12 protein-coding genes and 2 pseudogenes are annotated in these 14,827 nt (G+C 68.9%); 7 read left to right on the forward strand and 7 right to left on the reverse strand.

The window, feature by feature from the left end; genetic code table 11:
- Positions 1-211 precede the first annotated feature (211 nt).
- A pseudogene (locus tag WQO_RS37445) lies at positions 212-1,782 on the forward strand (PucR family transcriptional regulator).
- 179 nt (positions 1,783-1,961) lie between these two features.
- The gene (locus WQO_RS32780) at positions 1,962-2,294 is read left to right on the forward strand and encodes an SCO4225 family membrane protein (protein ID WP_010059247.1); all 333 of its coding nucleotides are present in this window, start codon (positions 1,962-1,964) and stop codon (positions 2,292-2,294) included.
- A 100-nt stretch (positions 2,295-2,394) separates the two neighbouring features.
- Here WQO_RS32780 and WQO_RS32785 read toward each other — a convergent pair whose 3' ends face one another.
- The 3 genes from WQO_RS32785 to WQO_RS32795 all read right to left on the reverse strand — a co-directional run bounded on the left by WQO_RS32785 (position 2,395) and on the right by WQO_RS32795 (position 5,229).
- On the reverse strand, positions 2,395-3,507 hold the full coding sequence (locus WQO_RS32785; protein ID WP_029182162.1) for an acetate/propionate family kinase: 1,113 nt from the start codon (positions 3,505-3,507) through the stop codon (positions 2,395-2,397).
- Positions 3,508-3,734: 227 nt separating this feature from the next.
- Positions 3,735-4,043 carry a putative quinol monooxygenase gene (locus WQO_RS32790; protein WP_010059249.1) on the reverse strand — a complete coding sequence of 103 codons (309 nt, stop codon included), beginning with the start codon at positions 4,041-4,043 and terminating at the stop codon, positions 3,735-3,737.
- Positions 4,044-4,692: 649 nt separating this feature from the next.
- Entirely contained in the window at positions 4,693-5,229 is a 537-nt protein-coding gene (locus tag WQO_RS32795; protein WP_237274191.1) for a DUF6924 domain-containing protein, read from the reverse strand.
- A 103-nt stretch (positions 5,230-5,332) separates the two neighbouring features.
- Here WQO_RS32795 and WQO_RS32800 point away from each other — a divergent pair.
- The 4 genes and pseudogenes from WQO_RS32800 to WQO_RS32815 all read left to right on the forward strand — a co-directional run.
- Positions 5,333-5,767: pseudogene (locus WQO_RS32800) on the forward strand (alpha/beta hydrolase); the annotation flags it as partial.
- Between the two features lie 263 nt (positions 5,768-6,030).
- Positions 6,031-6,444 carry a GlcG/HbpS family heme-binding protein gene (locus WQO_RS32805; protein ID WP_010062389.1) on the forward strand — a complete coding sequence of 138 codons (414 nt, stop codon included), beginning with the start codon at positions 6,031-6,033 and terminating at the stop codon, positions 6,442-6,444.
- Between the two features lie 313 nt (positions 6,445-6,757).
- On the forward strand, positions 6,758-7,315 hold the full coding sequence (locus WQO_RS32810; RefSeq protein ID WP_010062390.1) for a type 1 glutamine amidotransferase domain-containing protein: 558 nt from the start codon (positions 6,758-6,760) through the stop codon (positions 7,313-7,315).
- Positions 7,316-7,395: 80 nt separating this feature from the next.
- Positions 7,396-8,589, forward strand: coding sequence for an alcohol dehydrogenase catalytic domain-containing protein (locus WQO_RS32815; protein WP_010062391.1), 1,194 nt, complete (start codon positions 7,396-7,398; stop codon positions 8,587-8,589).
- Between the two features lie 174 nt (positions 8,590-8,763).
- Here WQO_RS32815 and WQO_RS32820 read toward each other — a convergent pair whose 3' ends face one another.
- The gene (locus tag WQO_RS32820; RefSeq protein ID WP_029182469.1) at positions 8,764-9,768 is read right to left on the reverse strand and encodes a LacI family DNA-binding transcriptional regulator; all 1,005 of its coding nucleotides are present in this window, start codon (positions 9,766-9,768) and stop codon (positions 8,764-8,766) included.
- 116 nt (positions 9,769-9,884) lie between these two features.
- Between WQO_RS32820 and WQO_RS32825 the strand changes: the two genes are divergently transcribed.
- Positions 9,885-10,763, forward strand: coding sequence for a phytanoyl-CoA dioxygenase family protein (locus tag WQO_RS32825; protein ID WP_010062393.1), 879 nt, complete (start codon positions 9,885-9,887; stop codon positions 10,761-10,763).
- Between the two features lie 278 nt (positions 10,764-11,041).
- Here WQO_RS32825 and exaC read toward each other — a convergent pair whose 3' ends face one another.
- From exaC to WQO_RS32840, 3 genes are all read right to left on the reverse strand, one after another.
- Entirely contained in the window at positions 11,042-12,565 is a 1,524-nt protein-coding gene (gene exaC, locus WQO_RS32830) for an acetaldehyde dehydrogenase ExaC (protein WP_010062394.1), read from the reverse strand.
- Between the two features lie 101 nt (positions 12,566-12,666).
- Entirely contained in the window at positions 12,667-13,926 is a 1,260-nt protein-coding gene (locus tag WQO_RS32835; RefSeq protein WP_032748915.1) for a GAF domain-containing protein, read from the reverse strand.
- Between the two features lie 107 nt (positions 13,927-14,033).
- A complete protein-coding gene (locus WQO_RS32840) occupies positions 14,034-14,621 on the reverse strand; it encodes an N-acetylmuramoyl-L-alanine amidase (protein WP_010062396.1) in 588 nt (195 codons plus the stop codon).
- Positions 14,622-14,827: the final 206 nt, after the last annotated feature.

Here is a 14,827-nt window from a genome sequence, read left to right on the forward strand (position 1 = left end):
GGTACCCATGGTGAAGCGTCGGCCGCACAGCCTGATCGGCCACTCCCGCAAGAAGGGCAGCCGGTCAGCCGTCGGCCACCGGAAACCGGCCGCAATTACCCGGAGAGGGCCGCGGCCGCCTCCTTCCGGCGGCCGCTCCCTCCAGCAACTGACGGTGTCCCTCGGCGACCTCTTCGCGACCTGGGACGAAAGCAAGATCCTGCGCCTGGCCATGGACCACGTCGCCACCGCCGGGCCCTATACCGCGGAGGCCGGGTACCTGCTCGAAGCCGGCGGCGACCTGGTCCCCAGCGCGGGGAACCGCCAGGATCACGCCCTCGTGGTGCAGCCGAAAGTACGAGATCTGGCGGGGCAGGACGGTTCTGTGGCCGTACCCGGCAGGCATGCGGGGCAGGCCCTGGGGCTGCGCGGACTCGACGGCCTCCACGGATACCTCGTGGTGACGTCCCGCTCCCCGCCTACCGGAACCGAGCGGTTCCTGCTCGCCACGCTCGTCCGGCACACGGCTGCCGCGCTCTCGGTCGCCTTCGCACAGCGCCGCCGCCGGGAGGAGGCAGGGGAGCTGCATGGCCTGAGGGAGGAACGTGCGGCACTTCAACGGCAGCTGGTCACCGTCGTGGGGGAGCTGGCGTACCGGGAGTCTGTGCATGGGCTCACGGCCGACGTCGCAGCCTCGGGCGGTGACGAGGAGGCCGTCACCCGCGCCCTGCACGCGCTGACGGGACTTCCCGCCCTCGTCGAGGACCGCTTCGGCCGACTCAGGTCCTGGGCAGGCCCCCGTCGGCCGACCCATATCCGGAGCCGGATCCCGTGCGCCAGATGGCACTGCTCAACAGAGCCGCCCGGGAGGCGGGGCCGACGCGGATCGAAGGCCGACTGATCGCTCTGGTGCGCTCGCACGGCGAGATCCTGGGCATGCTGGCTCTGGTCGATCCCCTGGGCGTGGCGGACGGGCACGCGGTGCTCGCGTTGGAACAGGCCGTCATGTCGCTCGCCCCGGAGCTGGCGCACCTCCGCAACCAGGCAGAAGTCGAACTGAGACTGCACCGCGAGCTGGCCGACGACCTCCTGGCAGGAACGGATGAGACCAGCGCCTACGCCAGGTCCGAGGCCGTCGGTCACGATCTCCACCGCAGCCACTACATCGTCGTGGTGCGGTGGTCGGACCGGGAAGCGGACGACTCCTTCGCGCGGATCGTGGGCAGGGCGGCCTCCGCCGTGGGCATGCGATCGCTGCTGACCCGAGGGGCTGAGCACGTGGTCCTGCTCGCTGATGACAGGCCGCACGCCGGAGCGCTGTACGAGACACTTGCCCTGGACACGGGCGCGTCCTGCGGGAGCATCGGCGTGAGCGCGCGGTGTGAATCCCCCGACGACTTCCCGCAGCACTACCAGGAGGCGCTGCGCGCCCTGGAAGTGCTGCGCCACTCCCGCAAGCAGTACGGCATGACGTTCTTCGACCAACTGGGCCTCTATCGCATCCTGGGACCCGGCAACAATCTCCGGGAACTGGAGGCGTTCGTCCACGAGTGGCTCGGGCAGCTCATCGATTACGACGCGAGAAACAACTCGGCCATGACGGAGACCCTCGCCCGGTATTTCGACTGCGGCGGCAACTACGACGAGACGGCCGCTTCTCTCTCCATCCACCGCAGCACATTGCGCTACCGGCTCCAGCGCATCCGCGAGATCAGCGGCAACGACCTCGCCAACGTCGAGGACCGGCTCAACCTGCAAGTAGCCACGCGAGTATGGAGGATCGTCCTGGGCGGATCCGACTGATGCTTCACGGAGCACACCCGCGGCAGATCTCAAGCGCCCCGGCGTGCGGGAACCTTGCCGAGAGCGAGGAGAACATGAGTACGGCTACTCATGTGGCGGACGGCGGCTCACGGCATCGTTCGGATCATCAGCGCATCGCTCACCGCACCGGGCATTTCGGTATCCCCAGGAGATCCACCATGGACAAGAATCGTCGTTCGCTGCCCCAGTCTCTCCGCCACTACCTGGTCAACCCCCTGGCTCTGGGGTATCTGGGCGTCGTCCTTGCGGTGTGCCTGTGGGTGACCATCGACGCCGTCTCCGCGTCCTCCTCAGGAGACGCCAGCTTCGCCGGGTTGTGGGCGGTCCTGGCCACCGCACCGACCTCGATGCTGTTCCTCGTCGCCGGTCCCGTCGGACTGATAGGCATTCCCATCGGTGCCATCGTCCAGGCCACCGCGCTCGGAGCTCTTTACCGCTCCATCACCGAACGCCGGGCCCGCGCCACCGACGTCGGTTTGAGCAACGCCTGACCTTTCCCGCGCCGTCATTCCCCGGCCGGACTGCGGGGATTCATCACGCAGGCCCTTCACAGACTCCTCGCCCCCTGGTCACGCCGTGCCTCGGCTCGTCTCAGCCGCGATCCAGAAGAGCCCGGGTCTCGACATCGATCTGCTGGGCTTCTCCCGTGGGGATGACCACGACGGGAACACGGGCGCCGGGCTCACTGACGATCTCGGGTCGTTCGGCGACCAGCGGGCGCAGGCCGCCGGTGAGGCCGAACAGGGACAGGCCGGCGCAGACCTCCTCCCGCACCTCGGGCTGATCCTCGCCGATCTCCCCGGTGAAGACGAGAGCGTCCAGGCGGCTCAGGGATGCGGCCATCCCGGCGATTCCGCGTCGGCATTGGTGGGTGAAGACGTCGAGGGCGAGTGCGGCGCGCTCGTCGCCGGCCGTCCGGCTGCGGACCAGGTTCCGTGTGTCGCCTGATGTGCCGGACAGGGCGAGCAGACCGGACCTCTGATTCAGAACGTCCTCGATCTCGTTCGCCGGCAGATGCTTCCGCGTGAGGAGCCAGGTCAGGACACCGGGGTCTACACTGCCGCTGCGACGACTCATCACCAGCCCTTCCAAGGGCGTGAAGCCCATCGTCGTGTCGACACTGCGCCCGTCGCGCACCGCGCAAGCGGAACAGCCACCGCCGAGGTGCACCATCACCAGGTGCAACTGCTCGGGTCGGCGGCCGAGGAGTTCAGCTGTCCGGGCCAGCGCCCAGGCGTAGGAGAGGCCGTGGAAGCCGTAGCGGCGCAGTCCGTACGTGTCGCGCCAATCGGCAGGTACCGCGTACTCCCTTGCCGCGGGGGTCAGGCCCGAGTGGAAGACGGTGTCGAAACAGGCGACATGGGGAACTCCGGGCAGCAGATCCCGAGCCGCGTCCACCACGGTCAGTGCTTGCGGCACGTGCAAGGGCGCGAGTTCTGCTACCTGGGTCAAGCGGGCACGGACAACGTCGTCCAGTAGCGTGTGGCTCCGCAGCTCCGGACCCCCGTGGACGATGCGGTGTCCCGCAGCCGCAGGAGGCGGTCCTTCCTTCAGCAACTGCCGCAGCGCCTGGGGCACCCCGTCACCCGGAGGGGACTCACTGTGGTGTTCGTTGAGAACGTGACCACCGGCGCCGAAGACTGTCAAACGCAGGCTCGATGACCCGGCGTCAGCCACCAGTACCGGCCCGGCTCGTGTAAGCACACTCCGGTCCTCTCCCTCGTTCCGCGAGCAGGCGATTCATGACCGTCGTGATGGGCTCCCCCGCTCCGGCACCGGGTACCCGATCGATCAACGCGGAGAACAGGGCGGTCCCTCGAGAGGGAGGGGGAGCCCTCCGGACCAGGGATGTCTGCTTCGAGCTTCGCGTTCGTAGAGCCCCGGCCCCGTTCTGGAAGGGACGCGCCGCCTTGGCCCGACCCAATGGGGTCTCAAGCGGGCTGCTTCTCCGCGACCACATCGATCAGCTCGATCGTGGGTTCCTCGAAGAGCTCACCCGTTCTCTCACCGAGCGCCTGCGCGACCGCGCCCGACAGGTGTGCTTGGCGCCCGTCGTCGTCGGGAAAAGCATCGAAAATCCCGAACGACGAGGGTCCGAACTGGATTCCGAACCACCTCACGGTCCCAGGCTCCCCCTCAACGATGGACAGCCCCTTGTTCAGGAAGTTGCGGACGTCTTCCTCCTTGCCGGGGAGAGCTTGAAGCCGTACCAGGACCGCTTTGCTGACCTGCGTAGCCATCTGGGTTCTCCTTCACTTCCACTGGCCCGGTTCGCGCAGTCGCAACGTTCGAGCCACCGGTGCGCGGCTCAGGGAGCCGTCCGTGACAATGTCACGGCCATGTCGGTCACGGCTGGTCCCGTCCTCTCCGGGGCCCTTACCGAGATGCTGGATTGCACCCCGAGGAACTGTTGGACCCCTCAACCCTCACCCGGTGTCCTCCCGCCTGCAAACGCAGGCGACAGGCGTACCATCTGATTCACGGCCCAGGAAATGTGGTGCTCCCATGACCTCTCCGACTCCGGAGGGGGCCAACGAATGCATCGCCGCCCTCACAGCGGCGTTCCGGCGTGTAGCCGCCACACGAGCAGGGTTCCTGATGGAATTCTCGGCTCGGGAGATCGACGCCCTGCCATCAATCCAGCAGTTCGATCGCCGCTGACAGGGAAATGACTTCCGGTCTGCACCCTCGCGAAGCTGTGCACCGTTGTGTCCACGCAGAACTGGCCCACCGGTTTGCCCCCGACAGGGCTGGGCCCGTGCTGGTGACACGGGCCTCGCAGCCCCGGAAACGGCCCCGCACGGATCGATGACCCATACCTCGGCAGCCTGACGGAGTGTGCTCGACTCACCTGGTGCGTCTCGGGACACCCCTTCGATCCTGCCAAGGTCAGAAGCCCCGGAAGACCCCGCCGTCGGAGGCGTTCTCGAAGTCCTCCCAATCCATGTTGGCGAGGGAGAGGTTGTTCTCGACGGACCACAGTTCTGTGGCTACGACTCGGAGTCGGCTGTGCTCCTGCCCGGCCTCACCCTCCCCTCTTTCGTCGTTCTCGTCGGAGAGCAGGAGGGCCAGCAGCGGCATCTCCGGCGCCGTGAGAGCTCTCTTGTCGGCCACGATGAGGAGATCGGTGTCCAGCTCGCGTGCGGCCGAGAGGATCTGTTCGGTCGTCAGGTCGCGATAGGCGAGTTCGTCCACGGGGTGGACGTTCGCCAGGAAGCCGTCCTGGTTCGGTGTGGTGACGGTCGTGAGCAGGGCTTGCCAAGCGGTCGGGTCGGAGAAGTCGGTGCGGATCAGCAAGGTCTCGTCCGTGTCCGGCAGGCTCTTCACGAGTCCTCCCCTTGCGGGCGGGTTCGGGGCGGCGGCGGGCTCGGCCACCGCCTCGCCGTCACGCCAGACGACGGTGCCGTCGGCACGGCACAGGACCACTCCGCCCTCCTCGACACGCAGTTCGTCGGCCGGTCGGCCCCGAACAGAACGAGGCGGCGTTCGTCCCAGTGCCCGAGCACGGTGCTTCCGTCGAGGGAGGTGAGCCGAACCCCGCCTCGCTGAAACCGTGCTGAGGGGCAACGAGGCCGCCTACATCGACTGGTTCCTGCGCGCCGGGACGCTCGGCGACGGGGTGCCCTCCGCCATCCGGGACGCGTTTATCCGCGCGTACACGGGTGGCGGCGCGTTGAGCCGCGCGTTCGCCTACTACCGAGCCCTGCCTCACAGTGCGGTGCAGACGGCGCAGGCCGTCAGTACCGCCCGACTGACCGTTCCGACCATGGCAGTGGGTGCCCAGCCCGTGGGTGCCGTCCTGGAACGCCAGCTCCGCCCCATCACCGACGACCTGATCGGACACCTCATAGAGGACTGCGGCCACATCATCCCCTTGCACCGCCCACACGCACTGCTGGAGCTGCTGATGCCTTTCCTGGCCGGAGGGGAGCGGTCACCCAGTCTCCGAGGTGCGCGGATGTAGGCGTGCCAAATCTTCGCGGACGGTCGTCATTGCAGCCTTGACACGTGAAGTCTTTGCTAGCTTCACGTGAGTTTCCGACTGAGTCATCTCCTGGTCGTCGGCGCGGTGCTTCGGGTCGCGGGTGCTTGGCGGGTCCCCGGTGGGCCTGCCGTGCGCATCGGAGCACGCGAGGTTCGGCCTGGTAGGCGGAGGCGCGCGGGGGCGCGAGTGCACCAGGCTGGGGCTTCAGGGTCGAGTACCCGCAGCAGGAGGAGGGCCTTTCCATGACCATCAGGACAGAGTCCGTGTCGCTGGAGGACGCCCGGCGAGTCGTCGCCGCGGGGGAGGTCAAGGCCGACGAGATCGGCTCACCGAGCAACATCGCCGTCGTCGATGTCGGCGGCAACCTCGTCGCACACATCCGCATGGACGCGGCTTGGATCGGAAGCGTCGACATCTCCATCAGCAAGGCTTTCACGTCCCGGGCCTTCGACATCAGCACCGCCGACCTGGCCGCCAACGCGGGGCCGGGTGAGCAGTTCTTCGGGATCAACGTTTCCAACAACGGACGCGTCATGATCTTCGCGGGTGGTGTTCCGCTGCGCCACGGCGGTCGGATCGTCGGGGCCGTGGGCGTCAGCGGTGGTAGCGGTGAGCAGGACCAGGCCGTGGCCGAGGCTGCGGCGGCGGCCCTCTGACGACCGGCCCCGCGTTGGCGCGATCGCCCGAGCCCGGAGCCCGGCCTGCCAGTCATACTCCGCACACTCCCTCAACCCGTCTGCGCAGCTGACTGAGCATGGGAGGTCCGAGACGTGCCGGATCGCCCCCCAGGAGCTGCCACTGAACCCGGCACCGGCCCATCCGGTACTTCGGCCACCGAGAGGACGGTCGGAGCGACCGGCTCCACATCGTGGCCGACGCCCTAGTCGCCGCTGCCGCTCGACGGCGGATCAGCGGTGGTAGCCGGACCCGAACGGGTGCCCCGCCGACAACCGGAAGGATCCACGCACCATGACCAGCGAACTGCACGGCAGGAAAGTTGCCATCCTGGCAACAGACGGCGTTGAGCGCGTCGAGCTCGAAGAGCCCCTCGGCGCGCTGCTGGGTGCCGGAGCGCAGGCAGAACTCCTCTCGCTCCACACCGGAGAGATCAACGCGCGCCAGATGGACATCGACCCGGCCGGAACCCTCACCGTGGACAAAAAGGTCTCTGACGCCCGTGTGGGGGACTACGACGCGCTCCTGCTGCCCGGCGGCACCATGAACCCCGACCAGCTGCGCACCGACCCCGACGCCGTCGCCTTCGTGAGGGAGTTCATGGAGTCCGGAAAGCCCGTCGCCACCATCTGCCACGGGCCTTGGACCCTGGCGGAGGCCGACGTGCTGCGCGGTCGCCGCGTCACCTCCTGGCCCAGCATCCGTACTGACCTGCGCAACGCCGGCGCCGAGGTCGTCGACGAGGAGATCGTGATCGACGGCAGGCTGATCTCCAGCCGAGGCCCGCAGGATCTCCCCGCCTTCTGCAAGGCGATCGTTGAACGCTTCGCCGCCGCACCGCAACCCGCCTGACCGGAAGAAGTCCCGGGCCGCCGAGATGACGTCCGGCAGTCCCACAGCCACTTCCCCGTGGATCAGCAGAGGAGATCGTCATGGCAAGCAGCAATCGCGCCGTCACCTTCCAGCACCCGAATGACATGCGCGTGGAGTCCCTGGACTTCCCGAAGCTTCGGATGCCGAACGGAAAGGACGCACCGCACGGAGTCATCCTCAGGATCGTCGCCACCAATATCTGCGGAAGCGACCTGCACATCTACCGTGGGTCCTTCCCGGTGCCCCAGGGCATGGTGATGGGGCACGAGATGACAGGGGAGGTCATCGAGGTCGGCCCCGACGTCGAGTTCCTCGGTGAGGGGGACCTCGTCTCCGTCCCGTTCAACGTCGCCTGCGGCCGATGCCGCAACTGCAGGGCGCGCCGGACCGACGTCTGCGAGACCACCAACCCCAAGGTGTCCTGCGCAGCGTACGGCTTCAACCTGGGCGACTGGACCGGCGGCCAGGCCGAGTACCTGTTCGTCCCCTACGCCGACTTCCAGCTCCTGCGCTTCCCGGACAGGGACCAGGCCTTGGCCAAAATCCGTGACCTGGCGCTGCTCTCGGATATCCTGCCCACCGCGTTCCACGGGCTCATGGAGGCCGGTGCCAAGCCGGGCTCGACCGTGTATCTGGCCGGCGCTGGCCCGGTCGGCCGCTGCGGTGCAGCGGCGGCGCGCCTCCTCGGGGCGTCCTGCGTCATCGTCGGCGACTACCACAAGGACCGGCTGAAGCTGGTGAAGGACAACGGCTGCGAGACAATCGACCTGAGCCAGGACGCCGCACTCACCGAGCAGATCGAGGCCATCCTGGGCGAACCGATGGTCGACTGCGCAGTCGACTACGTGGGCACCGAGGCACATGGCATCGGCAGCGAGGCCGAGGACATGGACCCGGCCTACGCCATCAACCAGGTCATGGACGCCACCCGTGCGGGCGGAGCCACCGGAATCATCGGCGTCTACGGCGCCGACCCGCTCGCGAAGTCGAAGGCCGAGCAGGAGGGGACGTACCCGATCGACTTCGGCAAGGCCTGGATCAAGTCGCCGCGGATCGCCGGCGGCCAGGCGCCGATCATGCACTACAACCGCGAGCTGATGATGGCGATCCTCTGGGACCGCATGCCCTACTTGAGCGCCATGCTCAACACCAAGGTGATCAGCCTCGACGATGCCCCCGACGCCTACGCGACCTTCGACACGGGGGTGTCCGAGAAGTTCATCATCGATCCCCACGGCCTCGTTCCCGCCTGAGGGCCGCCGCCATCGGCCTCTTGCCGAGGGTCTGGTGAGCGGTCTTCCCCCTCGCGGCAGAGCCACGGAGCCCCCGTGCCCCCTGCGAGGGGGCGGCTCGGTGGGTCGCGGCCGGTGATCTGTACGCAGGCTGCCGGTCTTCCAGTCAGCGGGAGGCACGTTGCAGGCTGGCCCTCAGGTCGTGCCGCGGGCCACGAGACGGTGGGGAACGGTGACCTCCTGCGGCGGGGTTGCGTTGGCCGGGCTGTAGATGCGGTCGGCCAGGCACTGCAGAGATCGCTCGGCGATCTGCTGTTTGTCGGGGGAGACAGTGGTCAGCGGGGGGTTGCTGTAGCGACCGTCCTCGATGTCGTCGAATCCGACGATCGCTAGGTCCTCGGGCACGCGCAAGCCGCGCTGGTGCGCTGTGTGGAGGGCGCCCAGGGCCACTTCGTCGCTGAAGGCGAACACGGCGTCAGGTGCCGTCGGCCCATCCAGCAGTTCGTTCATGGCCCGGGCCCCGTCCGCCCGGTGCAGCGCGCGAACGGAGCGCTGGAAGTCCTGGTCGTGGAGCAGCCCAGCCCGGTCCAGAGCACGCAGGTAACCTTCGGTGCGCAGCTGTGCGGTGCCGTTACGCAGATGGGGCTGGGTGCCGATGGCTGCGATGCGTCGTCGGCCGAGGCCGATCAGGTGGCTGGTGGCTTCGTCGGCGGCAGCGACGTTGTCGACGGCGACACGGTCGGCTGCACCGTTCGGAGGGCGCTCGCCGAGCAGGACCAGGGGGACCGACGGTCGGGTGGCCGCGAGTTCGGCGGGATCCAGTGCCCAGGGACTGATGATGAGTCCGTCGACGACTCGACCGCCGCCCGGAGTGAGCAGTCGGCGCTCGGCTTCCGCGTCTCCGCCCGTCTGGTCGATGAGAACGGTCCATGAGCGGCGCCGGGCCTCATCCACCAAGAGGCCGGCGAGTTCGCTGAAGTAGGGGGAGTGCAGCTCGGGGATGGCCAGGCCGATGATGCCGGTGCGCCCGGCACGCAGACTGCGGGCCGCGAGGTTGGGGTGATAGCCCAGTTCGTCGATCGCTTCCTGAACCCGGCGACGGGTTTCGACAGCCACCGGTGCCGCTCCGCTGACCACGTTGGACACGGTGCGCACGGAGACTCCGGCTCGGGCGGCCACATCCTTCAGACGACTGCTCACCTCTGCATCCTGCCATGCGCCGCATGGACAGAGAGAGCTTCCGCACGAGTATTGCAACGTTGCATGCATCGATGTAAACCTGGGGCGGCAGCTACTCAGTTCGCAAGAAGGCGAGGATGTCCATGCCTGAAACCCCTGAAAAGCCCACTGTCGGTGGCGTCGACGCGCTCGGCCTGGCAGATGTCCCTGTCGACGTGGTCCAAGACGTCGCCAATCTCTACGAGGAGGGCATCACCGCGCGGAAGGGGGCCTTCACCGTGGCATGGGCCGACCGGCTGCGTGAGGACATCGAGACCGCCTTCGAAGAGGCGCGCTCCCGGCCGGGCGGAGCTGTGGGCCGTGGGCCCCACCGCTACTACGTGGAGATCCATCCCGAGCAGATGCGCGGATTCGTCGAACTCGTCGACCATCCCTGGGTCCGGTCGCTGGCCACCGCAGTCCTCGGTCCTGACTACCGCATCGTCGAACTCGGTTTCGATGTACCGCTCGAAGGCGCGGTGAACCAGCCCTGGCACCGCGACTTCCCTGTCCCCGAGCACACCCGCACCGAACGCCGCCTCACCTCCTTGGCGTTCAACCTCACCGCGGTCGACACAGCTCCGGACATGGGTCCCTTCGAAATCGCGCCCGGCACCCAGTGGGACGAGGAACCTGATTTCGAGCACGGGATGTTCCCGCCCCGTGAGCGCTACGGCCGCTACGAGCAACTAGCAGTGCGCAAGTACCCGCAGCGTGGTGACATCTCGGCCCGGTCCGCGCTCACCATCCACCGCGGGACCAAGAACGAGTCGGCCAAGGCCCGGCCCGTCCTCGTGCTCGGTCTCGACGGGCCCGACGCGCACAACGACGATCGCCACGACGCGGCTGTCACTCGGGGATTCTGGCAGAGCCTGCAGCAGAGGGTTCGCGACCACCTTCACTGCCCTGTCGTTGATGAACTGACACCTATCACGCAGAAGCACACCATTGAGGGCCTGGTGATGGGCGCCCCGTGAGCGGCCGTCCTGCTACTCGCGGGCCGGACGGCTCCGTTCATCGCTCCCGAGGACGTCTTGGAGGGCCTCACCTATGCGTACGTCCGCGGCGTGAGAGTGAGCTCCGCCTCCTCACGGCCCGACAGGAGGCGGTCAAGGCGGTGATCCGGTCGAGCCGGTCAGGAACGGATACGGGCGGGAGGAACCGGGGGTCACACATACCGTCCTCAGCTCTGAGAGATCCCAGTGGGAGGCGCCTGATGGGTCAAAGCCCAGGTCAGGCGCCTTCCTTCGGGTTCCTAGAAAAACCCGAGCTTCTTCGCCGAGTACGACACGAGCAAGTTCTTCGTCTGCTGGTAGTGCTCCAGCATCATCTTGTGGTTCTCCCTGCCGATGCCCGACTGCTTGTAGCCTCCGAACGCAGCGTGCGCCGGGTACGCGTGGTAGCAGTTCGTCCAGACCCTGCCCGCCTTGATCCCGCGCCCCGCCCGGTAGGCCGTGTTGACGTCGCGGGTCCAGACTCCGGCGCCCAGCCCGTACAGGGTGTCGTTCGCCGTGCTGATGGCGTCGTCGAAGTCGGTGAAGGACGTCACGGCCACGACCGGGCCGAAGATCTCCTCCTGGAAGACCCGCATCCGGTTGTCGCCCTCGAAGACCGTCGGCTGCACGTAGTAGCCGCCCTCCAGCTCGCCGCCGTGCTCGACGCGCTGACCGCCCGTCAGGATCTTCGCCCCCTCCTGCTGGCCGATGTCCAGGTACGAGAGGATCTTCTGCAGCTGGTCGTTGGAGGCCTGGGCGCCGATCATCGTGTCGGTGTCCAGCGGGTGGCCCGGCACGATCTGTTCCGTACGGGCGATGGCCGCCTCCAGGAACGCGCCGTAGTGGCCGCGCTGGATGAGAGCGCGCGACGGGCACGTACACACCTCGCCCTGGTTGAGGGCGAACATGGTGAACCCTTCGAGGGCCTTGTCGAGGAAGTCGTCGTCGGCGCGCGAGACGTCGTCGAAGAAGATGTTCGGCGACTTGCCGCCCAGCTCCAGCGTCACCGGCTTGATGTTCTCGGAGGCGTACTGCATGATCAGCCGCCCCGTCGTGGTCTCGCCCGTGAAGGCGATCTTCGCGACGCGCGGGCTGGAGGCGAGCGGCTTGCCGGCCTCCGCCCCGAAGCCGTTGACGATGTTCACGACGCCCGGCGGCAGCAGATCCGCCACCAGGCTCAGCCAGTAGTGGATCGAGGCTGGTGTCTGCTCGGCCGGCTTGAGGACCACCGCGTTGCCCGCTGCGAGCGCCGGGGCGAGCTTCCAGGTGGCCATCAGGATGGGGAAGTTCCACGGGATGATCTGCCCGACCACGCCCAGCGGTTCGTGGAAGTGGTACGCGACGGTGTCGTCGTCGATCTCGCTGAGCGAACCCTCCTGGGCGCGCAGCGCTCCCGCGAAATAGCGGAAGTGGTCGATGGCCAGCGGGATGTCCGCCGCCAGGGTCTCCCGCACGGGTTTGCCGTTCTCCCAGCTTTCGGCGACCGCCAGCTCCTCCAGGTGGGCCTCCATCCGGTCGGCGATCCTGTTCAGCACCGACGCCCGGTCCCCGGCGGACGTTGCGCCCCAGCCCGGAGCCGCCGCATGGGCCGCGTCCAGGGCCCGTTCGACATCCTCGGACGTGCCGCGGGCGACCTCGGTGAACGGGCGGCCGTTGACGGGGCTCGGGTTCTCGAAGTACTGGCCCCGGGCCGGCGGCACGTATTCCCCGCCGATCCAGTGGTCGTAGCGGGACGCGTACGTGACGATCGCACCCTCGGTGCCCGGCGCAGCGTAACGGGTCATCTCTGTGGCCTCCCGGATCCGGTGCCGCCCGCCGTTGGACGGCCCTCGGCGCGAGGCTAGGGACGGGGACGTTGCAAGCGCGTTGCAGGGTCGGGCGGCTGTCAGCCGCGCTGTTCGGCGTCGAGTCCCCGGACCCGGGCCTGCAACGCCGGCCGCTGGTTCGCCGGGACCGCCCCGGCCAGCGCTCGCCACACCGGCAGGTCCTCCTCGCCCCACGGGCTGTACGCCCAGTCGGCGAGCAGCCCCGGATCACCCCGGGCGATCAGCGCGGCCCGCAACTGCTCCTCGATCCGCCGCCGCAGGCGTACGACCGCGGGCGCCCCGGACCCCGGCAGCAGCGGGCCCGCGTACGCGTCCAGCGCCGCCGCCACCGCGCCCGAACCCAGCCGGCGCGTCACGGTGTCGAAATCGGCGTCCACCGGGACGGCCAGCCGGTACGGGCGTGAGTCCAGCAGATCGGGTCCCAGCAGCCGGCGGAGCCGGGAGAGCTCCGCCCGCAGCGTCACCGGGGTCACCGACTCGTCCTCGTACAGCTCGACCAGCAGTTCGTCCCCGCTCAGGCCCTCCGGACGACGGGCCAGGGCGACCAGGATCTCGCTGTGCCGCCGACTGAGCCGCAGCCGTCGCCCGCGCGCAACCAACAGCGCCTCGTCCCGGCCCAGCGCGCTCAGCCGCACCGCTTCGACGTCGGGCCCGGCCGGCGGTGTCAGCAGCGCGAGGTGCGACTCGGCGGCCCGGGCCACCGCCTGGACGAAGGCCAGACTGTGCGGATGGGCGAGCCGGTCTCCGCCCGTGATGTCCACGGCTCCCAGCACCCGGCCCGTACGGGGATCGTGCAACGGTGCCGCCGCGCAGGTCCACTGCTGGACCGACCGCAGGAAGTGCTCGGCCGCGAAGACCTGGACCGGTCGGTCCACCGCGATGGCCGTCCCCGGCGCGTTCGTCCCCGCCACGGACTCGGCCCAGCGGGCACCCTCCACGAAGTTCATCGCTCCGGCCGCCCGACGTGCCGCCGTGTGGCCCTCGACCCACAGGAGGCGGCCGTGGGCGTCGCACACGGCCAGCAGATGTTCCCCGTCCGTGGCGTAGGCACCCATCAGTTCACGGATCACGGGCATCACCCGGGCCAAGGGGTGCGCCGCCCGGTAGGGCCCCAGCTCGTCCGGGCCGAGCTCCACGACGGGCGCCTCGTCCGGGCTGACCCTCGCCCGCGCCGAGCGCCGCCAGGACGCGCCGACCACCGCGCGTACCGGCCGCTCCAGCCGGCCTGCCGAGGTGAACACATCGTGGGCGCGGCGCAGCACGCCGCTCCGTTCACCGGGATCGGCGTCCGCCGCCAGGGCCACCCAGGGATCCGTCAACTCACCCTCCCGTCCAGGGCCGTCGTGCTCTCCCATCGTCGTCGCCGTCGGGCTCCGCGACAACCTCGGTGCGGAGAGTCATCACCACGGGTGGCGGGGGAGAGGACTCAGGCGGCGTCGCGGACGAGCCGGAGGTAGCGCTCCCAGTCCCAGTGGACGCCCGGGTCGGTGTGGTCGCTGCCCGGCACCTCGTGGTGGCCGACGATGTGCTCCCGGTCCTTGGGGATGCCGTGGCGGTCGCAGATGTCGGCGGTGAGCCCGGCGGACCGCAGGTACATGACGTCCGTGAAGAACTCCGGGCGGTCCACCCACCCTTCGTGCTCGATACCGATGCTCCGGGTGTTCCAGCTCCAGTTGCCCGCGTGCCAGGCGATGTCCTTCTCCCTTACGCACTGGGCGACATGGCCGTCGCCCGAGCGCACCACGTAGTGGGCCGACACCTGCTTGGAGGGGGTGCGGAAGATGCCGGCGGTCGGCGTGAACAACTGCTGGGCGACATGGATGACGACACGGTCGATCCGGCGCTCGGAAGGGCGGGAGGGGACGGTGTAGTTGGCGGGGGCGGCCGGAACCCACAGGGCCGTCCCGTAGTCGGTGAAGCCCTTGGGCGCGGCCACGGCCCGGACCGACGGCGGCAGGACGGCCGCCGCACCCACCGTCGCGGCGGCGTACCGGATGAACCTTCTGCGGTGCAACAGCGCTCCTGGGACTGGGCTGGACCGGCCGGGCCCGGGGGATGGGCCGGTCCGGGGCCCCTGTTCGTCGATCACCCCCGTCGCAGCACATGACGAGCGCATCGGATGTCCGGTTCCCCTCAGGGGTGTCCGGACGCGCGAGCGGCTCCCGCGCGCCCCACCTCTCCCCGCGTCGGCGCGTCCGTGGTGTCCGGACGCGCGTGCGG

It is taken from the genome of Streptomyces globisporus C-1027, assembly GCF_000261345.2.
Classification (GTDB): domain Bacteria; phylum Actinomycetota; class Actinomycetes; order Streptomycetales; family Streptomycetaceae; genus Streptomyces; species Streptomyces pakalii.